General features: G+C 53.3%; 16 protein-coding genes. 7 read left to right on the forward strand and 9 right to left on the reverse strand.

Going from position 1 to position 21,525, the window contains the following annotated elements; all coding sequences use genetic code 11:
* Positions 1–66 precede the first annotated feature (66 nt).
* From GW591_RS04770 to GW591_RS04790, 5 genes are all read right to left on the reverse strand, one after another.
* Entirely contained in the window at positions 67–1,767 is a 1,701-nt protein-coding gene (locus GW591_RS04770; protein WP_013575249.1) for a methyl-accepting chemotaxis protein, read from the reverse strand.
* 250 nt (positions 1,768–2,017) lie between these two features.
* The gene (gene rcsA, locus GW591_RS04775) at positions 2,018–2,632 is read right to left on the reverse strand and encodes a transcriptional regulator RcsA (protein WP_015689856.1); all 615 of its coding nucleotides are present in this window, start codon (positions 2,630–2,632) and stop codon (positions 2,018–2,020) included.
* Positions 2,633–3,021: 389 nt separating this feature from the next.
* Complete coding sequence (locus GW591_RS04780; protein ID WP_112197696.1) at positions 3,022–4,212, reverse strand: glycoside hydrolase family 88 protein; 1,191 nt, start codon at positions 4,210–4,212, stop codon at positions 3,022–3,024.
* Positions 4,209–5,498, reverse strand: coding sequence for an oligosaccharide MFS transporter (locus GW591_RS04785; RefSeq protein ID WP_013575252.1), 1,290 nt, complete (start codon positions 5,496–5,498; stop codon positions 4,209–4,211). Before GW591_RS04785 ends, GW591_RS04780 begins: the two co-directional genes overlap by 4 nt.
* A 27-nt stretch (positions 5,499–5,525) precedes the next feature.
* Positions 5,526–7,364, reverse strand: a complete 1,839-nt coding sequence (locus tag GW591_RS04790) for a DUF2264 domain-containing protein (RefSeq protein ID WP_166860199.1) — start codon at positions 7,362–7,364, stop codon at positions 5,526–5,528.
* Positions 7,365–7,624: 260 nt separating this feature from the next.
* Here GW591_RS04790 and GW591_RS04795 point away from each other — a divergent pair, with 260 nt between their 5' ends.
* The gene (locus GW591_RS04795) at positions 7,625–8,476 is read left to right on the forward strand and encodes an AraC family transcriptional regulator (RefSeq protein ID WP_112151875.1); all 852 of its coding nucleotides are present in this window, start codon (positions 7,625–7,627) and stop codon (positions 8,474–8,476) included.
* On the opposite strand, the gene GW591_RS04800 is transcribed toward GW591_RS04795, so the two are convergent.
* A complete protein-coding gene (locus GW591_RS04800; protein WP_166860201.1) occupies positions 8,473–9,855 on the reverse strand; it encodes a CoA transferase in 1,383 nt (460 codons plus the stop codon). The genes GW591_RS04795 and GW591_RS04800 overlap by 4 nt on opposite strands.
* A 418-nt stretch (positions 9,856–10,273) precedes the next feature.
* On the opposite strand from GW591_RS04800, the gene GW591_RS04805 reads away from it, so the two are divergent.
* Positions 10,274–11,932, forward strand: coding sequence for a glucan biosynthesis protein D (locus GW591_RS04805; protein ID WP_013575256.1), 1,659 nt, complete (start codon positions 10,274–10,276; stop codon positions 11,930–11,932).
* Between the two features lie 283 nt (positions 11,933–12,215).
* Here GW591_RS04805 and GW591_RS04810 read toward each other — a convergent pair whose 3' ends face one another.
* Positions 12,216–12,398 carry a hypothetical protein gene (locus GW591_RS04810; RefSeq protein WP_013575257.1) on the reverse strand — a complete coding sequence of 61 codons (183 nt, stop codon included), beginning with the start codon at positions 12,396–12,398 and terminating at the stop codon, positions 12,216–12,218.
* A 390-nt stretch (positions 12,399–12,788) separates the two neighbouring features.
* On the opposite strand from GW591_RS04810, the gene GW591_RS04815 reads away from it, so the two are divergent.
* Positions 12,789–13,886, forward strand: a complete 1,098-nt coding sequence (locus GW591_RS04815; protein WP_013575258.1) for a glycerol dehydrogenase — start codon at positions 12,789–12,791, stop codon at positions 13,884–13,886.
* Between the two features lie 225 nt (positions 13,887–14,111).
* Here the strand turns inward: GW591_RS04815 and GW591_RS04820 are convergent, their stop codons facing one another.
* Both GW591_RS04820 and GW591_RS04825 read right to left on the reverse strand, forming a co-directional pair.
* Positions 14,112–15,398 (reverse strand): DUF445 domain-containing protein, encoded by a 1,287-nt coding sequence (locus tag GW591_RS04820; RefSeq protein ID WP_112197693.1) that lies wholly within the window; start codon positions 15,396–15,398, stop codon positions 14,112–14,114.
* A complete protein-coding gene (locus GW591_RS04825; protein ID WP_166860203.1) occupies positions 15,398–15,949 on the reverse strand; it encodes a LysR substrate-binding domain-containing protein in 552 nt (183 codons plus the stop codon). The genes GW591_RS04820 and GW591_RS04825 overlap by 1 nt, the downstream gene beginning before the upstream one ends.
* Here GW591_RS04825 and GW591_RS04830 point away from each other — a divergent pair.
* From GW591_RS04830 to GW591_RS04845, 4 genes are all read left to right on the forward strand, one after another.
* Positions 15,943–16,233 (forward strand): MFS transporter, encoded by a 291-nt coding sequence (locus GW591_RS04830; RefSeq protein WP_126124826.1) that lies wholly within the window; start codon positions 15,943–15,945, stop codon positions 16,231–16,233. The two genes, GW591_RS04825 and GW591_RS04830, sit on opposite strands and share 7 nt — an antisense overlap.
* 79 nt (positions 16,234–16,312) lie before the next feature.
* Entirely contained in the window at positions 16,313–17,974 is a 1,662-nt protein-coding gene (locus tag GW591_RS04835) for a multidrug ABC transporter permease/ATP-binding protein (RefSeq protein WP_037034745.1), read from the forward strand.
* A 24-nt stretch (positions 17,975–17,998) separates the two neighbouring features.
* On the forward strand, positions 17,999–18,814 hold the full coding sequence (locus GW591_RS04840) for a hypothetical protein (protein ID WP_037034743.1): 816 nt from the start codon (positions 17,999–18,001) through the stop codon (positions 18,812–18,814).
* Between the two features lie 232 nt (positions 18,815–19,046).
* A complete protein-coding gene (locus tag GW591_RS04845; RefSeq protein ID WP_013575264.1) occupies positions 19,047–21,473 on the forward strand; it encodes a DUF3772 domain-containing protein in 2,427 nt (808 codons plus the stop codon).
* Positions 21,474–21,525: the final 52 nt, after the last annotated feature.

Raw genomic sequence — 21,525 nt, forward strand, 5'->3', positions numbered from 1 at the left:
GGGCAGAAGGTTTGCCACCGGTATTTTTTTACTTATTGCCCGTCCGGAATAACGCTGACGCGACTATCAGAACGTTTCCCAGTTCGGCTCATCGTTCACCCCTTTTGACGAACGGGAAGCCGGGCCGGGCAGGGCGCGGGATGATGCCGGGGACTGTGGCTGCGCACTGCGTGTGCTGCCATCCAGACGGAACACCGCGACAGCCTGTGTCAGGCGCGCGGCCTGTTCTTCCAGTGACGCGGCCGCCGCTGAGGCTTCCTGCACCAGTGAGGCGTTTTGCTGCGTGACACCATCCATTTCCGACACCGCCTGGCTGACCTGACTGATCCCACGACTTTGTTCATCCGATGCGGAAGCGATTTCACCCATGATGTCCGTCACATGGCTGACCGCGGTGACAATTTCTGACATCGTGTCACCTGCATCGCCCACCAGAATGCTGCCTTCGCCGACGTAATCGACGGATTCTTCAATCAGCGCTTCGATTTCTTTCGCTGCCTGTGCACTTCGTTGTGCCAGGCTGCGCACTTCGCTGGCCACCACCGCAAATCCGCGCCCCTGTTCACCGGCGCGTGCCGCTTCCACGGCGGCATTGAGCGCCAGAATGTTTGTCTGGAAAGCGATGCTGTTGATCACATTGGTGATTTCAGCAATTTTGGTCGAACTGCGGGAAATCTTATCCATGGTACTGACAACCTCCGCCACAATATTCCCGCCTTTTTGCGCTTTATTGGAGGCGTCGGCGGCCAGTTTGCTGGCGTGGTGGGCGTTTTCGGAGTTCTGTTTCACCGTAGCCGTCAGCTGTTCCATGCTGGCAGCCGTTTCTTCCAGTGCCGCCGCCTGTTGTTCAGTTCGCGATGATAAATCGGTATTGCCCGAAGCAATTTCTGTCGACCCCTGATAAATAGACACCGCGCCTTCACGTACGGTCAGCACCGTTGACGCCAGCGAGCGTTGCATTTGATCTACGTTGTTACTCAGTACGCCGATTTCATTTCGGCCATGTGCCCGGGTGGGCTGCGTCAGATCTCCCTCGGCAATTTTCTGAATGCGCATCACCATCCGGTTCAGCGGATGAATAATCACTTTGCGCATGACCAGATAAGTGATGAAGGTCAGGACCAGCGCCAGCAGGAACCCGCCGCCCATCAGGGTATAACCGAGCACGGCATTGCGCTGCGCTTTATCATTGATGGTGTTAGCGGTTTGGGTGCGATAGGCAATCGCCGCCAGCAGCGGGACGTTATTGGCGAGATCCAGGCCACGTACTGTTTCTGCTTCCTGAGAAATCACTTCTTCGAAATGTGCCTGTTTGGCCGATTCCAGCATCGGCGCCATGCCCTGAGTCAGATAGGCGTCGTAGGCTTTTTTCAGCGGTTCATCGAGCGCCCGATCTTTATCGGTTTTATTTGGCCGGTTGATATACATATCAAACGAGGTTTGTGACTGTTTAATGCGGCTGGCAGCGTCCTTCAGGTTTTGGCTAAACACATCCTGATCGCCAATACGCGCGGCTGCAGCAGCCTGAATCAACAGCAAACGTGCGGTACGCAGATGGTTTGAACTGTTGGAAAGCGCCAGACGGATTTGCAGCTCCTGGGTGGCGTTTGCCAGCGCGGCATTACTTTGCTTCAGAAAGAAACCGGAGGTGCCGATGGACACAGCAAAAAGGAAAAGGATCCCGGTAAGAATCAGGCTAATCAGGGTAACAAGGCGAATATTGCTGATAAAGGAGGTTCTGGTCGTTAACTGTGTAGGAGTATCCATTTTATTTTGTTCCGCTCAATTGATCCTGTATACCGCCTGTTCCGGGCGGTCAGTGACAGCGATAAAGGCATTGCCAGCGGGCAAGTCCGGCCTTGACGAAAAAAACGCCATAGGGTGTCATCGGCATTCCGGCGCAGGGATTCAGTTTATATTTGTGGCGGAGATCTCATTTTCAGAGATTAACGACGATTTCTACAGGCCACACCGTTGCGTAGCCTGTAGCAGGAGGCCGAAAGAGAGGGGCGGGGGGTTAATTGACGTAGATGCCGTTGGTAAGCTGATCACATAAACGGACGACGTGATAAATAATATGTTTATTCGGTGATTTTATTTTCCTTTTAATATTTCCCTTATAGGAAGACACCGTTTTGGTTTTAATTTGTAATTTATCGGATATTTCAATGGTACCGTTGCCGGACATCCACATCTTGAGCATCGCTGATTCAGAACGGCTGAGCATCACGGGCCGGGTATCGAGCATTCCGCTGCTGGCAGGATCCTGCGACTGCGGCAATAACGGATGATTGATTAACTGCTTAAGGGTATCGGCCTTAATGGATTTCGACGTGATAATCACGTTCTTACGCACAAAAATATACTCTTCAAAATGAATACGCGTACGGGACATAAAAATAAAAAACAGCGTATCAGGGTATTCGGTGATCAGTTCTCCCAGACGCTCTTTATTACCTGAATGAGGCGATATGCAATCCTCGTTAATAAAAACAAGGGAAGGATTCAGTTTGCTGCAACCATTGAGAAGCTGCTCAAAATGGCTGACGTAACTGATGTCTTGTTCACTGGCGAGAAATTGTTGCAATCCGAGACGCGTATACCGGCATGGATCCAAGATTATCGTTTGCATAGTAAGTCCCCATAGGACATCCCTGTTCTGCATAATGATTGGATTCTTTGGTGTCAGCACAAAAGGCACAAACTGCATGCTGACTCTACTTTTTGCATGAAATCTGTCCGGTTGGAAGTGATTTTTTTACCCCGTAAGAGGCAGGAAGGGGTTTGGTAAATTTGGTTTATGTCACAATTTATTTTGTGACTGAACAAAAAAATGACTCGAATTAAGACTATTCTTAATGGATGTAAGGACATAGAAGAAAAGCTAATTAATTATGATGTTACAGTAACACTCTGGAAGACATAACAATATGCTGATAACCCTGCGTATGCTTAAAAACAATTCACGAATGAAAATGGCAGGAAAAGCGGACGCAGTGCGTAAACACTGCGTCACAGAGATTACCAGTAGGACTGCCAGCATTGCGTCACGCGTGTCAGCGCTTCGACATAAAAATAGTCCCCCCAGCTGCAACACTCATCTACGCCTTTACCGCTCGCCATGTGATAGACAGAATGCTTAAGCAAACCGTCACAATCCTCCTGATCACCGGTAAGATAATTCTCAGTCAGTGAGTCCATCATGCGCAGCGCCATTTCTTCATAGCACGCACGTTTATCATCGGTGGCTGGCAGCGCGGTGGCCAGACTCAGCAGGCCGCAGACCGCAATAGCCGCAGCCGAACTGTCGCGAACGGCATCGGTGCCAAGCAGTGCAAGATCCCAGTGGCAGACATCGTCTTCCGGTAAGCGGTTAAGGAAATAATGCGCAAGACGCCGTGACAGCTCAACCTGATCTGCATCGCCGGTATAACGATAGCTGAGCAGAAAACCGTAGATGCCCCAGGCCTGACCCCGTGACCAGCAGGAGTCATCAGAATATCCCTGATGCGTATTACCAAAACGCGGCTCGCCGGTCACGGTATCCATGTAATAGGTGTGATAGGTCGAGGCGTCCGGGCGGACAATATATTTCGCCGCCTGTTCTGCATGGGCGCGGGCAGCCTCGGCGAAGCGCGGTTCACCGGTTTGCTCACTCGCCCAGTACAATAAAGGCAGATTCATATTGCAGTCGATAATCATGCGGCCAGCCTGTTCCGGGTCATTTAAATCGCCCCACGCCTGAATGATTTTCGCCTGGGTATTAAAACGTTCCATCAGCGCTTCAGCTGCGAGGAGTGCAAAACCGCGCGCCTGCCGGTTGCCGGTCAGTTTATACGCGCTGACGCATGAGAGGCTGTAGAGAAAACCGAGGTCATGCGTCGCGGTATCAATGCGGTTGGCGATACGGTTACCAAACGACGTGACCTGTTTTTCTGCCGCCAGCCGGTAACGATCATCGCCGGTCATTTCCCATGCCAGCCATAGCTGACCGGTCCAGAAACTGGTGGTCCACTCCACATTCTCTGTCAGCGGGTAATGGCCGTTTTCGCAGGTTTCCGCCGGGAACTTATTGCCGAACTTCTCCAGATTGCGGGAAATTTTGCTGAGCACCGTCTGGCGCGCGCGCTGCATTTTTTGTGCAAAGGCGATCTTATCCAGCTGATTCAGTTCCACGGGTAACAACGTCTCTTTCGCGATGGTGATAGTCATACCTTCTCCCTTTCCATTCCAATAGTTTCAACTTCAACCTGTTCAGCCGGTACGGGTGTGCCTGAGCGCAGGCTGTGGCAGGCCGATAACGTGAAGGCGGAAATCAGCGTAAAGCACAGTGCGATACCGCCCATAATCAGATAAGTGTGTTCAAAACCGATGCGGTCGTAGAAGTAACCAGCAGGGGGAGCGACCACAATCGAGCCGACATAAATCATGGCCTGATAGCCCAGCAGATACATGGTGGCGTTGACGCGTTTGCTGAAATGCTCGGCGATGTACTTAAACACTGACACCAGCAGCAGCGCGATTTCCAGCCCGTAGAACGGCTTGATAATGGAAATCAGCAGCGGATCGTTGGTCAGCCCGGAGGCAATCAGGCGTAATCCCACCAGTGCACCGACCAGCAGCAGGCTTTTCTTGGCGCCGAAATAATTCACCAGGAAAGGGATCACCATCATCATCAGGAATTCGAGGCCGGACTGCACGGTGCTCAGATAACCGTACCAGGCGTTGCCCTGTTCTTTAGTGTCGAAGAAGGTGACGAAATAACGTGAAAATTGCTGTTCGGCGACAAACATCATCCACGCCACACCGGCGACATAGAGCGAGAACATCCAGAACTTGCGGTTTTTGAGCAGTAAAATCACATCGCTGAACACGATCTTTTGTTGTGAAATCACGTCGTTATCTTTGAGTTCTTCATCACCGATTTTCAGCGACAACAGCACCGCCAGCATGACCAGCGAGGTGGCGCTGCTCAGCCCGAAGTTCCAGGCCGGGGAGAGATTAAACAGCACGCCGGAGAACGACGCGGCCAGCGCCCAGCCCAGCGAACCCCACATGCGGACCTGCCCGAACTCCATGTGATACAGGCGGCTGAAGCGGTCGGCGTAAGATTCGGATGCTGCGACACCGGCGTACCAGCCGAGGCTCAGATACAGCGCACCGACGATAATCCCGAGCATCAGATGGCTGTCCAGCAGGGGCTGATAAACGAAAATAAAGAACGGTGCCATCAGGGCAGAAACCAGCACGACAAAGTACAGCAGAGATTTGCTCATGCCGATTTTGTCCATGATATAGCCGTAAACCGGCTTCATGATCACCGCGAACACGCCGTTAACGGCAAACACGGTACCGATACTGACACTGTCGAGTCCGGCTTTTTGCCCCAGCCATAAGGCATATAGCCCGAAGCTTGAAGACCAGGTGAAGAAATACAGGAATATAAAGCTGCTCATTTTGTAGTAAGCCGTTTTACTGGCTGTTTTTATGGCTTTCATAGTGACTCCTGAAACGGATCCTGAGGATTAACCTAACGTGATGTGCCCGCTGTTACCCTGATATTGCCAGCGCAATTGTTGCCCCTGACGACTGACTTCCGGCCCGGCCAGCGCGCTGATATCACGGGTAGCAGACGCACATACGGCGCATATCAGCCAGTGAGAACCGGCAGGCAGTGACGATTTCAGCACCGGAATGGCGGCGGTTTCGGCGAACATAATGCTGCTGTTGGGCGGGGTGATAACAGCGGAGGCTTCGCGTGGTTCGCTTTCTTCAAGTGCGACAATCCGGCTGACGCCGTTGCGTGCCGTGACTGTCACCCCACGTTTTTCTGCTGACAGCTGTGTTTGCGTTGAAGGTTCCTGCATTACCGCGAAACCGCCTTCGGCCGTCTCCAGCGGACGCTGATTCTCGATGTGATGAACGCGCAGATGCCAGTCGCCGCAGGGGATCAGCCAGGTACGCACGGCAACGTCGTGCCACGGCAGCCAGCGGGAGTAAATCATCTCGCCGGTGATCCGCGTCTCTGCACAGTCCCGACGTCCGCGGAAATAACCGTCACTTTCCGAGAACATCAGCATCGAATCGCAACCGGCATGATTCAGCCCGTACCGGCCACGATCTAAAGTGAATCCGAACTGGCTGGAATAGGCGAATTTGGTGTATTTGGCTTCGGTATTCACAAAGTTATTCAGCTCAAGCTGCCCGGATGTCAGCATCACGACATGCTGGCCTTCGGCATCGCGGGTCAGGATCTGACTGGCATGAGGAATACAGTAAGCTGCGGGGAGTGCGGGAAGCGGGGCTTCTTCTGCCTGCCAGAAGGCATCGTCCGGCGGCAATGCCAGCACCAGGAACAGTTTGCATGCCCAGTAAGGTGAACCCGGCGCGTTATAGTCTTCAGCCATCACCAGATTCGGTGTGTGGTAACCAATGCTGAGCACGCCGTCGCGGTCGAAAATCGGCTCTTTTAGCCAGTGACGCAAATGACGCAAAATCAGCCCCTTGATAATACCCGGGCTGAACACCTCCAGTTTGCTGTACGCCGCCGCACTCCAGAACGCCGCTTCGGCAAAACGATAAGCCAGGCTACGTCCGAAAGGCACCGCCGCGCCGCCTGCTGAAAACATCGTAATGAAATCCTGTGCGAAACGTTGTGCGCGTTCACGTAACATGGCCGCACGCGGCGCATCCACATCGGCCATATTCTGTGCATACAGCAGCCCGTAATAATGAAACGCCATCGAAATGTAGTAATCACGCGGCCTGCCGGGACCGTCGGAATACCAGCCATCGCCCAGATAATATTCTTCCATCAGCGCAAATCGGGCCGCCACGGCTTCCTGATCCCAGGGTAATCCGGAGACTTTAAAACCCATCTGCACCATGACCGGGAAGAAATTCCAGTTATTATTCGGGATGGTGGCATCGCGTCCCTGATTCAGCCAGTCAGCCAGATTCTGTTGCTCCTGCGCGCTGAAATGCTGCAACAATTGCTTGTTCAGCAGCGTCAGCCCGACGCCAAACGCCGCCATTTCCACACAGCGCTGATCAAAATCACGGATTTTTCCCCAGTATTGCGGATGCTGCGGATCGGTGCCGAAACGAATGGCATTCAGATAAAAAGGCAAATCTTCACATTCACCGCCACCCGCCAGCAGCGGGAATATTCCCCACAACATGCGTGACAGCGCTTCCATTTTGGCAATCTCTTTGCCGTAATGGGTGGTGGAATTGCCCAGACTGATTCCGCTTTTGCCTTCTTCTGTATAAGGCGACACCGCCGCGAGCAATTCTTGCAAGAGATGCTGCACATCATCGCGGGTCTGTAACGGATTATTGATGTTCACTTTTTTCGGCGTCATAAAAACTCTCCCGGTGACGTGAGGGAAGCAGAAAATAAGGGTTTATTAATTTGAAATATTATTTCAATTCTCTGTGCTGCGAGTGAAATATAGAGAACTGAAAATCGCTGATTGTTACGTGCTTCACAGAATGGCGTGATTTTTGAAATTGTGATTACCAAACCACGATTAAAACGGCTTAAATTATAAAAAACTGACTGAAAATTGTGTTTTGTTGTCCTTGCCGTTAATGACGTAAAAATGAACTGAGGAAAACAGGAATGCCGGTATCTGATTATCTGGAACGCATTGCCCTTAATGAACGTCAGGTTTCCTTTAACCGGATGAACCGTGGGAGTGCTAATTATTTCCACTGGCATCAGTGTCTGGAGTTACTTTTCGTCAGTCAGGGTTACGGCATTGTCATTGTGGATAATCAGCAATACACGTTGCGCCCGGGACGGTTGTTTGTCTTTCCGCCTTTTAAACTGCACAAAGTGTTTGTCGAATCCGGTGAAAAGAACCTGTATTTGCGCACTACCATTCATCTGGACCACCAGTTGCTGGATGGCTGCCTGCAATCGTTCCCGCAACGCCGGGCACGGTTCGCAAGTTTGTGGGATGCCGACCGCGCGGCACACATTTATGATCTCAGCGAACATGCCAGCCATATAGAAGTCATTCTCGAGCAGTTCAATCAGTTGTCTGAAGCGCAGGCCGATCAGTGGGAAGAAATTACCCTACTGATTTTGCAACTGATGGCCTTTATGCCCGCAGAGGACGCAATGCCGAAAACCATCAGCCGGACAACGGCCTCTAAAGTGATGCAGTGGATTGAAGAAAATTACGTGCAGAAGTTTTCTCTGGCGCAGCTCTCAGCGGCCATCGGGTTGTCAGAAAGTTATATCTCGCGGGTTTTCGGGCAGGAAACCGGGGGCTCCATTCAGGATTACCTTGCCACCCGGCGGGTTAAAAGGGCATGTGAATTACTGCGTTCCACCGACCGTTCGGTCGAAGAAATCGGACTGCAATGCGGATTTACTGACGCGCCGTATTTTATTACCCGTTTTAAAAAGATGATCGGCAAAACGCCGTTGCAGTATCGCAAGGCGGCATTTTCTCTGACGACTTAACGCCAGCTGGCGGGGGCAGAGCCGAGCGGTGAAGCCGGGAAGCGCCAGTGTAATGTCGTATTTTCCAGACGAACAGGAGGAAGCAAACGCCGGGCATTGCCCCAGACCGTACGTTCCTGTTCGGGCAAAAAGTCGGCCGGATCCGCGGATTCAATCAGTGGTTCGCCGCTTTCTGCTAAGGTGCCATTTTCCATCAGTTCGCGGGCGGTACGTGCCAGTGAAAGGCGGCATTCGCTGCCCTGACTGGTTTCCATACGTTGCGCCAAACCCTGCAGCACTGCCGCAGCCATCAGATAGCCGGTAGTGTGATCCAGCGCCTGAACCGGCAGCGGAACAGGCTTGTGACGACCGGAACGCTGCATTCCCTGTTCAGCGATCCCGCAGCTCATTTGCACCAGACTGTCAAACCCGCGCCGTTCGCGCCACGGCCCGCTCCAGCCATAGGCATTCAGGCACACATCCACCAGCCCTGGCGCAATCGCGCGACGCTGTTCACTGCCGTAACCCAGTTTGTGCAGCGCGCCTGCGCGATAGCCATGCACAATCACATCCGCGTCCCGCAGTAATTCTTCGAAACGGTGCCGGTCCTGCGGGTTATGCAGGTTCAGCCGCGCACAGTGTTTACCCAGCGTGACATCCGCTTCCTGACTGGGTTCATCCCAGCCAAAGGGATCAATGCGTAATACATCAGCGCCCAGTCCTGCGAGAAAACGCGTCGCCACCGGCCCGGCGATAATCCGTGTCAGATCGAGTACTTTCACGCCCGCCAGCGGCTGTTGCGGGGATAATTCCCAATGCGGCGGTGCCACTTTAACGGACAACGCATGCTGAAAAAGAGGTTCCGCGTTCAGCGATTTTCCCTGAACATGCTGCTGCCATTCTTCCGGGCTGAGCATCTGCGCGGCACATCCACCTGCCCGCACCACGGCGTGTTCCAGTGCTGCTTTTTTCCACATCACCACCCGCAGCGCCAGCGCCTCGCGGTTTTCCGCTTTGCCGAGCAGTGTTTCAACCACCTTACGGTGCGCGGGGGCATTGGTATGCAAACGGATCCAGCCGTCTGCCGTGGCGTAATCACCCGCCAGACTGTCCCAGGCTGGCGGTATTTCCCAGCCGTCAGGCCGGATACTGGTTTTACACCACAGCGAGGCCAGACGGCGATCCACGGTTACGGCATCGTGTTTGCCGTTTCTGAGGGCGACCAGTTGCGACACTGCGATTCCTGCCAGCGCAACAGAGGCGGCAATCAGCGGGGTTACCGGATAATAAGAGGGAAGATTTCCGGCACCGCTGACATGGAGCGTGCAGGGGAGTGAAATTTTGCCGGTTAACTGCGCGTATAGCGCACGGGCTTTCTCCTGAATCAGTTCATCGGACATGCTGAAACCTCTTGCAGTAAAACAAAAAATCACAAAGCGATGAGATTTCAGCATAGCAGGGCGGACACAAAGGCGTGCTAACCCGGCGCGGATAACACGCTGAATCATGAGTGATAGTAACCTTCCGGTAACAGAATTTTCCTAAAGTCACCGGGGGGTTACGCACCTCAACAGGGCAGGAATTACGGCTAAAACCGGCGTTTCTGAAAACCGGCTCATCCCCTGTCATACGGGGGATAAGCACTGTCATAAGCGCTAACTTTTTCAAGCGAAATATTAGCTGAATGCATTCAATTTCTTGTACTCGGCTTGTGAATTTTACGTTAGCCTTAGGGTCGAAAATTCTGAATACGCGGGGACTGCGTTTTTGTGACGAAGCCCCCGGATTTTTTTGCCCAGTACAGGAAACGATTCTGGCATGGAACGAAGAGCATTTATTAAAGCATCTATGGCATTCGCCGCCTGGTGTGGTGTGCCGGCTATGTCCACACTGTTCACCCGTTCCGCAGAAGCGGCAGAGGCGAATGTGGCAGACGGCGGCGAATTGCCGTTTGATTTCAACGCGCTGAAAAAAATGGCGAAAGATTTGGCGGACAAGCCCTACGGTGGCGCGCCGCAGCCGTTGCCGAAGACGCTGGCTGAACTCACGCCACAGGCCTACAACGCGATTCAGTATGATCATGCACATTCGCTGTGGAATGGTCTGCCTGACCGTCAGCTTGATGTGGAACTGTTTCACGTCGGCATGGGCTTCAAACGCCGCGTGCGCATGTATTCTGTAGATCCGGTGAAACACATGGCGCGCGAAATCCATTTCCGCCCTGAATTGTTTAACTATCACGATGCCGGTGTGGATACCAAACAACTGGAAGGCTTCTCAAATCTTGGTTTCGCCGGTTTTAAAGTCAATAAAGCCCCTGAACTGACGCGCCGCGACGTGGTTTCCTTCCTCGGTGCCAGCTATTTTCGTGCAGTAGATGATACCTACCAATATGGCCTGTCAGCCCGTGGTGTGGCGGTCGATACCTTTACCGATCAGCCGGAAGAATTCCCTGATTTCACCGCATTCTGGTTTGATACGCCAAAACCTGGCGACACGACTTTTACGGTTTACGCCTTGCTGGACGGCATGAGCATTACCGGCGCGTATAAATTCGTGATCCACTGCGAACCGACCCGTGTGGTGATGGAAATTGAAAACCATCTGCATGCCCGCGAAGATATCAAACAACTGGGCATTTCTCCGATGACCAGCATGTTCAGTTGTGGCACCAGTGAACGTGGCCGTTGCGACACCATCCACCCGCAAATCCACGATTCTGATCGCCTGGAAATGTGGACCGGTACCGGTGAGTGGATTTGTCGCCCGTTGAACAACCCGCAGCGATTGCAGTTCAACGCCTTCAGCGACAACAGCCCGAAAGGTTTTGGTCTGTTGCAACTCGACCATGAATTCAATAATTATCAGGACGTGATTGGCTGGTACAACAAGCGTCCGAGCCTGTGGGTAGAACCGGTCGGGGACTGGGGGAAGGGCGCCGTCAATCTGATGGAAATCCCGACTACGGGTGAAACCCTGGATAACGTGGTGTGCTTCTGGCAACCGGAAACACCGGTGAAATCCGGTGCTGAATTTAGTTTCAGCTATAAGCTGTACTGGAGTTCCGTACCTCCTCACCGCAGCCCGCTGGCGAATGTGCTGGCGACCCGTACCGGTATGGGCGGTTTCCCGGAAGGGTGGGCGCCGGGTGAGAACTATCCGCAAGTCTGGGCGCGTCGTTTTGCTATCGATTTCATTGGTGGCGAGCTGAAAGCCTTTGCTGATAAAGGGATCGAGCCGGTGATCAACGTCTCGGCGGGTAAAATCAAAAACATCGAAATTTTGTATGTGCAGCCGTTCGACGGTTACCGCATCCTGTTTGACTGGTATCCTGACAGCGATTCAGTCGCGCCGGTCGAGCTGCGTATGTTCCTGCGCAACGGCCAGACTGCGCTGTCTGAAACCTGGCTGTATCAGTATTTCCCGCCAGCGCCGGATAAACGCAAGTACATTGATGACCGTCAGATGACGAAGTAGTCCCCGTCATCCTTCAAACCGCAGGTGCGTTGGCTGCATTCGCTCACCCGAATCACTGACTTTAGTCAGCTCATCGGGATTCGTTCGTTTGCCGCCTTCCTGCAACTTGAATGATTTAGGGGAGTTGTCATTAATAAATACAAAAAGCCCCGACTATTCGGGGCTTTTGCTTTTTTTCTATTTTATTTTTGCAGATGAACCCAATACAGGCACGTGCAAAATACTTCCACGGGTAAAGCAAGGGTAACGCACGACACTTAACTGATGAAGGGCAAGATGGCAATCAAAACGCCTTCACCAACATTCCGTTCTGTGGCTGCTGCTGCGGATTTCGCAGCGCCATGTCGAAAGATTTCTCGATCTCTTTCAACTGTTGTAAAAATTCGTTCGGCGAAAAGTCGTGTGGTTTGCTGCTCATATAGGCAAGCGCCAGTTCTTTGGCGTTATAGCGCTGAAAGTTGTACATGCTGTTCCTTATTAATTTCAGAAATATTAATGGAATGGCTAACAGCGAGCTGGCTAATGACCACTGCTTACGACGTGCTGCCAATGCGATGAATTCTACGGGGTTTACTGATAAGGGAAAGTCGCTTTTATTGATGCATTCAATAGTTAAAAGCTAACAGACTGCGCTTTATCTATCAGCGATGAATCATGCGGATTTTAATAATCATTAAGAGGTATTAAATCGTTCAAATATGAATTACCTCATTATTTTAAACTTCCGCATTAATTGAAGAAATTCTTTGCGAGTCATGCTGTTAATGTGAATTAAAAGGGTTGGGCTTCCTGTCATGCTGCGTTACCCTCGGAGAGTTATTCACTTTCACATTATCAACGAAAAGAGGTTTTTATCATGAGTAAATTTATCTTCTCTTCGCCAAGAAAATACGTTCAGGGCAGCGGTGTACTGGATGAGTTAGGGGATTATCTGCCCGACCTGGGGGGAAAATCATTCCTGATTGCTGATGATGTTGTTTGGGGAATTATCGGTGACCGCGTACAGAAATCATTGAAAAAAGCGGGCGTAGAATTCCACTACGAGCGCTTTAACGGTGAAGCCTCTGCCAGCGAAATCACCCGTCTGGCAGGTATCGCCCGTGATGCGGGAACACAGGTAGTGGTTGGGCTCGGTGGCGGTAAGACGCTCGACACGGTTAAAGCCATTGCAGATGAACTGAAACAAAACGTAGTGATTGTGCCGACCGTGGCCTCTACCGATGCGCCGTGCAGTGCGCTGTCGGTTATCTACACCGATGAAGGCGTTTTCGAATCCTACCGTTTCTACAATAAAAACCCGGATCTGGTGCTGGTGGATACTCATGTTTGCGCACAGGCACCGGTACGCCTGTTCGCCTCCGGTATCGCTGACGGCCTGGCGACCTTTGTTGAAGCGCAGGCGGTATTGCGTTCCCATTCCCAGTCTATGGTAGGCGGCGACCCGACTATCGCCGGGATGGCCATTGCCGAAGCCTGCGAAAAAACGCTGCTGACTTACGGCTACAGTGCTTACACCGCAGTTGAGCAGAAACTGGTGACGCCAGCGGTTGAAGCCGTGGTGGAAGCCAACACATTGCTGTCCGGTCTGGGCTTTGAAAATGCCGGTCTGGCGGGGGCGCATGCCATCCATAATGGTTTTACTGCGATCTCTGGTGATATTCACCACCTGACGCACGGTGAAAAAGTGGCATACGGTACATTGACGCAGATGGTGCTGGAACAACGTCCGGACGAAGAAATCGCGAAATACGTGCGCTTCTACCGCGCCATCAAAATGCCAACCACGCTGAAAGAAATGCATCTGGAAAACGAATCTTTCGCCAATCTGGTGAAAGTGGGTGCGCTGGCAGGCGGCGAGGGCGATACGCTGGGCAATCTGAACCACAACCTGTCCGCCGAAGATGTGGCGAATGCCATTCTGGCGGTGGATGCGTTCAGTAAAACTGTGAAGTAATTATCGGCTTGTGCCTTTGGGAAAAGTGAGGCATGCGGGTGGTAAGGCGAATGCACACGTTAACTCATTCATTTGTCTTTAATACCCCAACCCTCCCCTTCGCAGGAGAGGGCGCCGGTCGGGCTATTTCCGGCCTGGCTTTTTGCTACTCCCCCTGCAAAGGGGGAGTCTGAGAAGAGGTTTTAAGGACCAGAACCGGGGTAAAATACAGGTTGTTCAGGCGCCTTAAATCCGCGCCATCACCCAGGGAATCGCCACCGGCAGTTGTGACAGCAGGTAAAGCACCAGGCCGATAAAGGCACCGACCAGCGTGCCGTTGATGCGGATAAACTGCAAATCCTTACCGATATTCAGTTCTATTTGCCGCGACATATCGCGCGCGTCCCAGCCTTTCACTGTGTCGCTGATGTGGCGGGTCAGGAATTCGGCGAATTCCGGCGCGACTTTCTCTGCAATACTTTCCATCTGCTGATTCAGCGAGAGGCGCAGCTTTTCGTCCTGCGCCAGCGCATTACCCAGCCATTGCCCGGATTCGGTGACTTTGGCGAACACCCGCGAATCCTCGCTTTCTAAATCTTCTTTCAGCCAGTTACGCATATCGCCCCACAGCTGCAAAACATACGTATTCAGCTTTTCGTCATCTTTCAGATACTGTTTGATCTCTTCAGCTTTCTGCGCGGTCGCCGGGTCATTTTGCAGCTTCCAGATAAAGCTTTGTACCGAGCGATCGAAGCCTTTGCGGAAAGCGTGGGTTTTATCGTTGCCCATATCGTCGAGCACGGAATTCACGGCATTGGAGACCATATCCGCGCCGTTGCGCCCCAGCCAGCCGGTGGGCAGTAATTTGGCGGTCAGCGGATGTTCGCGTTTCATCCAGCCGACAATCTGCGCGGAGATAAACTGCCGCGTGCTGTCTTTTGCCAGCAGGATTTCCAGCTGATCCATCGCCTGATCCAGCAGTTCCTGATGGCGGCCGTTTTTGGTCAGGCTTTCCAGCAAGGTGGCAATCGACGCCGACAGGTCGATTTTGTCGATCACCCGGTACAGCGCACGGCGGATAAGCTGGGCGATGCGCTGATCGTCAGTGACGTCCAGAAAACCGCGGATCATCTTCACGGCATATTTGGCAAACCGTTGTGCGTTGTCGGGCGCGTTCAGCCAGTCTGTCAGCATCCGCGCCGGGTCATGCTGGCGGATCAGTGTGATAAGTGTGGCGGGCGCGAGGAATTTCTCCTGCACGAACACCGCCAGATTATCGGCAATCTTGTCTTTGTTTTTAGGGATGATCGCCGTATGCGAGGCGACAAACGGCACCGGCACGCGGCGGAACAGTGCCACGACGGCAAACCAGTCAGCCATTGCCCCGACCATCGCGGCCTCGGAAATGGCTTTCAGACCGGACACCCAGAAGTTGGGCGGCAGGAAAAGGGTGATGACAAACAGGGCGGCGGCAACCAGCAGCAACCCCAGCGCGTTACGTTTACTTCGGCGAAGTTCTTGTTCTTTATCCATTACCTCAGTTTAGGAAGCGAGCGGCGGACTGTCAGCTTTTTTCTTGCGATTGCGCCACTTGCCGTGCAGTGCGCGATAACCGGTTGCCGGAATGCCGCCAGCCCGACACCGGCGCGCACCAGCCCGAGAATAGTGTGAGTCTGGCTGCAATGTTGCACGTAATGCGGCACGACGTTGGCCTGTGCAAACAGCCCGGCGATACAGTCGTAAAAGTATTTTCCTTCGCTGGCGGAATACATGATGAAAGGTTGTCCGGCAAAGTCCCGCAGACGGAGGCGTGGTTTGGCGGTCAGCGCGGATGAAGCAGGCAACGCAACGCATAAAGGCTCACGCAGTACGCAATGATAGGCCAGCGGAAATAACGTCACCGGCTGGCGCACAAAGCCGATATCCAGCGTGCGCGCCGCCAGTGCCTGAAGCTGGGCTGACGACACCATTTCCTTCATTACCAGCGTGATTTCCGGCAATTCCTGAGCTGCCAGCGCGATAATCTGCGGGATTTGCCAGTAACTTTGTTTCCACTGATGCGGCGGTGATTGCGTTGATGACACTGGCGTTTTTTGGCAAAGGTTTACCGGCCATCGGCTGGGCAGTGATGTCAGATACCGCGCCGGAGAAAATGATCGGCCTGAGCGGCGGGGTGTTTAACTGTCTGGGTAACGTTGCGGGGATTATTACGCCTGTAGTGATCGGTTATATCGTCGCGGCAACCGGCTCCTTTAACCTCGCGCTGTGGTTTGTCGGCGCACACGGTTTGCTCGGCATGTTTGGCTATCTGGTGGTCGCCGGTAAGTTCGAGCGCATGGTGATCCGCCAGGATACGCGGGTAAAATGAGAATTGTTCTTGATATGACAATGCGTGTCATTAAACTGCGTGCAGCATCATTTTCCTGCATTCAGAATGAGAAAAATTCATGGAGTTGTTACGTGTTGTCTTTAAGCAATACCGCTGGCCGTTTTTAGGGGTGATGGCGCTGAGCCTGCTCAGCGCCGTTCTGGGCATCGGGCTGATCGCGTTTATCAATCTGAAACTGATTGAAACCACCCAAGGCTCGCTGATGGTTCTTCCGCAATTCCTCGGATTACTTCTGTTGCTGATGGCGGTCACGTTAGGCTCTCAGCTGGCGCTGACCGTGCTCGGTCATCACTTCATTTACCGTCTGCGTGGCCAGTTCATTAAACGTATTCTCGATACCGATATCGAACGCATCGAGCAAATCGGTAATGCGCAACTGCTTGCCAGCCTGGGCAGCGACATCCGTAACATCACACTGGCGTTTGTGCGCCTGCCGGAGCTGGTGCAGGGGATTATCCTGACCCTTGGCTGTGCGGGATATCTGGCCTGGCTGTCACCGGAAATGCTGCTGGTGACGGTCATCTGGCTGTTGATCACTATTTTCGGCGGTTTCAAACTGGTGTCGCATGTTTACCGTCATCTGGCGAAAGTGCGTGATGCGGAAGACAAACTGCAAACCGATTATCAGAAAGTGATCGAGGGGCGCAAAGAGCTGGCGCTGAACCGCGAGCGTGCGCGCCATCTGTTTGATGATGTATACCGTAAAGATGCCGAAGAATATCGTCACCACATCATCCGCGCCGACACCTTCCACCTGAGCGCCGTGAACTGGTCGAATATCATGATGCTGGGCGCGATTGGCCTGGTGTTCTTCATGGCGAATACGCTCGGCTGGTCGGATACCGACGTTGCCGCTACTTATTCCCTGACGCTGTTGTTCCTGCGCACGCCAATGTTACAGGCTGTGGGTGCGCTGCCGACGCTGCTCAGCGCACAGGTGGCTTTTGGCAAACTGAAAGCATTGAAACTGGCGGAATATAACGCAGCCTTTACCCCCGCCATTGTCGCGAAAAAGTGGCAAACCCTTGAACTGCGCGACCTGACCTTCAGTTACGCAGGCAAAGAAGAGGGCGCTGGTTTTGGCGTCGGTCCGCTGAACCTGACGATCACCCGTGGCGAGCTGGTATTTTTGATTGGCGGCAACGGCAGCGGAAAATCGACAATGGCGATGTTGCTGACCGGCCTGTATCAGCCGCGTTCCGGGCAAATCCTGCTCGACGGCGTGCCGGTCACCGCCGAAAACGCCGAACAATACCGGCAGATTTTCTCGGCGGTGTTCACTGACTTCCACCTGTTCGGTCAGCTCATGGGTCCGCAAGGCGAGATGCCGGACCCGCTGCTGGTGGAAGACTGGCTGCAACGCCTGAAAATGAAAGAAAAACTCCAGTTCAACGGCAATGAAGTGACCAATCTGCAACTGTCTGCCGGACAGCGTAAACGGGTGGCGCTGTTGCTGGCCGCTGCTGAAGGGCGTGATTTCCTGCTGCTTGACGAATGGGCGGCCGATCAGGATCCCCAGTTCCGCCGTACCTTCTACCGCGAGCTGTTGCCACAATTGCGTGATATGGGTAAAACCGTGCTGGCAATCAGCCATGATGATCACTATTTTGAACACGCCGATCGTCTGCTGGAAATGCGACAGGGCAAATTGCACGAACTGCACGGGCAGGCGCGTATTGACGCCAGCCGCGATGCGGTCGCACAGATTGGAAGTCACTAAATTGTTTACTGAAGGCAAAGGAAAATGAACTGGAATGAAGTGATGGTGTGGGGCATCAGCGGTGCGGTCATTGGCTCGCTGATCGGGGCATTACACAAAAAAGGCAAAATTGGCCGGGTACCTGCGGTGATCTTATTTCTGGTGTTGATCATCGGCGGTAACCTGCTGTGGGGGGGCGTCATCAAACCGCGTCTTGCCGGTAACAGTGAAGAGCAGAAAATCGATCAGGCGCTGGCCGAATTGCCGCTGTACAACACCATCAGAATGCAGGAACCGGCACTGTATGCGCAGATCCGCAGCAATATCCTGAATATGAAGAAAGAGGGTAAACCGCAGCAGGAAGCCATTGATACCGTCAAACCAATGGTGTCATTGTTACTCTCGCAACGCATCAGCCACGCACCGGACGCCAATGTGAACCAGGCGATGCAGGTAAATCTGGAAGAAATGCAGACGCTGCAGGCACGCAAAGACGGCAGTTGCTTTAAATTCCTTTATCCGCAGGTCAGCGGCGGCGTGAATACCGCACAGGTGCTGCCGCCGGAACTGTTCCGCAAAGATCTCGACACCATGAATGATTTACTGCTGGCGACCGGCAGCGGGCAAACGGTTATGCCTGCCCCTGTGAGCACGGAAAAAGTGGTGCAGATGATGGTGCCGGTGCGTGAAGCCCTGGCCAGTATGTACGGAGAACAGTTGCAGATGTTTAATGACCTGACCAAACCGGATGTCGATCGCGAAAAAGTATGCGAAATTTCCATCAGCCTGTACTCCGGCATTCTGGCGCTTCAGCCTGCGGAGTCTGCGGCTATACTTCGCCAGATGCTCGGTCAGCACTAACCGTCATCCCTCAGGCTGCCTCTGCGTTAGCTTCGTTCGCAAACCCCGGTCATATACTTATGTATGCTGCCGGGGATTTGCTCAGTCGCTGCCCTGATGCACCCCGAATGATTTAGGGTTATGCACCGCAGCCTGAGAAGCAGAAAATCCCTACTCCTTTTGGCACGAGAAAGCGTATCCTTAGCCGGATTTTTCAAACAATAATTTCCCGAACTCCCGGAATCATCCTTCTATGCAAAAAATGTTAAGAGTGCCGTTGTTGCTGGCATTGTTGTCATGTCTGCTGATAACGCCGGTGCTGAGTCAGGCTGACGAAAGTACAGGCCAGCCTGCCACGGCGGAACAACCGGTTAAAGTGAACGTCACGACCGCGTTACCGGCATTACAAAAGCGTCTGGATCAGCTGAAACAGCAGGTCTCTTCGGCGAAAACCGACAAGAAATTTACCGGCCTGACTGATGCTGCGCAGAAACTGGCCGAAGATGCCGACAAGCTGACGGGTGCGCTGACGCCGGATCTGGCGCAGGTGCAGGCACAGCTCGACGTGCTGGGTCCGGCGCCTGCACCGGGCACGATCACGGAAACGCCGCAAGTGATCAGCCAGCGTAATAAGCTCAACAACAGCAAAACGCTGCTGACCACGCAAATCGAGCAGACCAAAGCCATCTCCCTTGGCGCGCAAAACCTGTCTTCGCAAATCGCCGGATTACGTCGTGATGCACTGAAAACCCAGATTGCGCTCAATACCGGCAGCATTCTCGGAGGGAATTTCTGGGCACCGCTTATTACGCCAAACGATGATGATGCGGCGCGTTTTGATGACTTCGGTTCGCAGGTTAAAGACGCGTGGATGCAGGCGTGGAGCGAGGAATGGCGCATCGGCACCGCAATTTATCTGTTACTGGCGCTGGTGATTGGCCTGGCCGGTCGCCGCGTGCTGGACAGACCGATGAACTGGATCCTGCCGCGCTGGTTGCCGCAGGGGCGTTTCCGTCGCAGTTTTCTGGCCTGTTTCACTACGCTGAGCACCACCCTGACGCTTGGCATCAGTGTTCAGTTGCTCGGGTATATTTTCACCCGTCTGCCGGATACCTCGCCGTGGGTGACGGAATTTGCCGGACAACTGGTTGAACTGACCTATTTCTCTGCCGTGATCGCCGGTCTGGGGATTGCATTACTTTCCAATAACCATCCGTCGTGGCGTCTGCCGGGCATTGCCGATCCGCTGGCAAAAACACTGGCATCATTCCCGGTGCTGCTGGCGGGCTTTATTTTCCTGTTCGGTATCATCGAACAGCTGAATAACCTGGTTGGTGCCAGCGTCTCAGCAACGTTATTTGGCAACGGACTGGCGGCGTTACTCGTGGCGCTCAACTGCCTGATCGCGCCAGTGCGTATCAACCGTATGCGTCGCAAGATGAAGGCCGAAGGGGAACAGACCGAAGCACGTTCCACGCTGGCCGGGCTTATCCATCTGGTGATAAGCCTGACGGCGTTTGTCATCCTGATGGCGCTGCTGATTGGTTATATTCCGCTGGCGCGTTTTGTGACCTTCGAACTGCTGTGGATCGGGCTGGTAGTCAGTTGCCTGTATCTGCTGATCCACTTTGTCGTGGACCTGTGTGAGAGTCTGTTTGCGCCGACCACGCACAGCGGCAAAATCCTCAAAAGTACGCTGAGCGTCAATGACCGTCACCTGTCACTGGCTGCCACGTTATTCTCGGCAATCGGTAAAACCGGACTGCTGCTGATGGCCGCCGTCGCGCTGCTTAACGGTACTTTCGGCACGACGACGCCGCTGGAGTTGCTGGCAAAAATCGTCGATATCTGGGGCGGTAAAGGTCTCGAAAGCATGAACATCATTCCGGCGCACGCGGTCAACGCGGTGCTGTGTCTGGTGGTCGGCTGGTATATTCTGCGTTCCGCACGCAGGTGGCTGGATAACGATTTCCTGCCAAAAACCATGATGGATCGCGGTATGCGTGCCTCGCTGGTGACGCTGTTCACCAACGTCGGCTACGTGCTGATCATCCTGCTGACGCTGTCTTCGCTTGGCATCGAATGGAACAAACTGGCGTGGATCGTCAGTGCCTTGTCGGTCGGTATCGGTTTTGGTTTGCAGGAGATTGTGAAGAACTTCATCTCCGGTCTGATCCTGCTGACCGAACGGCCGGTGAAAGTGGGGGATTTGATCAGTATCAGCGGTGTGGAAGGGGATATCCGCCGTATCAATGTCCGTGCAACTGAAATTCAGCTAAGCGATAAATCCACCGTGATTGTGCCGAACTCACAATTGATTTCACAGAACGTGCGTAACGCCACCATGGGTAACGCGCAGGGCGTGGCGACTATCACGTTGACCTTCCCGCTGGATATCGACCCGGAACAGGTTAAGACATTACTGCTGGAAGCCTACAACTTGCACGAATCCATTCTGGAAAACCCACCGGCCTCGGTCAGCTTTAAAGAACTGGGACCGACCGGGATTGTGCTGAGTGTGACAGGTTTTGTGAACAGCCCGCGCATGGTCAGCGGTACGCGCAGTGATTTGCTTTACGAAATCCTGAAGATGCTGCGGGCCGCGGGGATCAGTCTGAGTCAGACGCAGACGATGATTCTGGAGAAACCGGCAGAGAGGATCGTTCCGGTTGAGGAGTAAAATCCAAAGCATGATCCGGTCGACTCCCTCCCCTGCGAAGGGGAGGGTTGGG

Source organism: Rahnella aceris (assembly GCF_011684115.1).
GTDB lineage: Bacteria > Pseudomonadota > Gammaproteobacteria > Enterobacterales > Enterobacteriaceae > Rahnella > Rahnella aceris.

Excerpts from the sequence above, each read along its gene's own strand:
- GW591_RS04770 (WP_013575249.1), bottom strand. The coding sequence starts at position 1,767 with ATGGATACTCCTACACAGTTAACGACCAGAACCTCCTTTATCAGCAAT.
- rcsA (WP_015689856.1), bottom strand. The coding sequence starts at position 2,632 with ATGCAAACGATAATCTTGGATCCATGCCGGTATACGCGTCTCGGATTG.
- GW591_RS04780 (WP_112197696.1), bottom strand. The coding sequence starts at position 4,212 with ATGACTATCACCATCGCGAAAGAGACGTTGTTACCCGTGGAACTGAAT.
- GW591_RS04785 (WP_013575252.1), bottom strand. The coding sequence starts at position 5,498 with ATGAAAGCCATAAAAACAGCCAGTAAAACGGCTTACTACAAAATGAGC.
- GW591_RS04790 (WP_166860199.1), bottom strand. The coding sequence starts at position 7,364 with ATGACGCCGAAAAAAGTGAACATCAATAATCCGTTACAGACCCGCGAT.
- GW591_RS04795 (WP_112151875.1), top strand. The coding sequence starts at position 7,625 with ATGCCGGTATCTGATTATCTGGAACGCATTGCCCTTAATGAACGTCAG.
- GW591_RS04800 (WP_166860201.1), bottom strand. The coding sequence starts at position 9,855 with ATGTCCGATGAACTGATTCAGGAGAAAGCCCGTGCGCTATACGCGCAG.
- GW591_RS04805 (WP_013575256.1), top strand. The coding sequence starts at position 10,274 with ATGGAACGAAGAGCATTTATTAAAGCATCTATGGCATTCGCCGCCTGG.
- GW591_RS04810 (WP_013575257.1), bottom strand. The coding sequence starts at position 12,398 with ATGTACAACTTTCAGCGCTATAACGCCAAAGAACTGGCGCTTGCCTAT.
- GW591_RS04815 (WP_013575258.1), top strand. The coding sequence starts at position 12,789 with ATGAGTAAATTTATCTTCTCTTCGCCAAGAAAATACGTTCAGGGCAGC.
- GW591_RS04820 (WP_112197693.1), bottom strand. The coding sequence starts at position 15,398 with ATGGATAAAGAACAAGAACTTCGCCGAAGTAAACGTAACGCGCTGGGG.
- GW591_RS04830 (WP_126124826.1), top strand. The coding sequence starts at position 15,943 with ATGACACTGGCGTTTTTTGGCAAAGGTTTACCGGCCATCGGCTGGGCA.
- GW591_RS04835 (WP_037034745.1), top strand. The coding sequence starts at position 16,313 with ATGGAGTTGTTACGTGTTGTCTTTAAGCAATACCGCTGGCCGTTTTTA.
- GW591_RS04840 (WP_037034743.1), top strand. The coding sequence starts at position 17,999 with ATGAACTGGAATGAAGTGATGGTGTGGGGCATCAGCGGTGCGGTCATT.
- GW591_RS04845 (WP_013575264.1), top strand. The coding sequence starts at position 19,047 with ATGCAAAAAATGTTAAGAGTGCCGTTGTTGCTGGCATTGTTGTCATGT.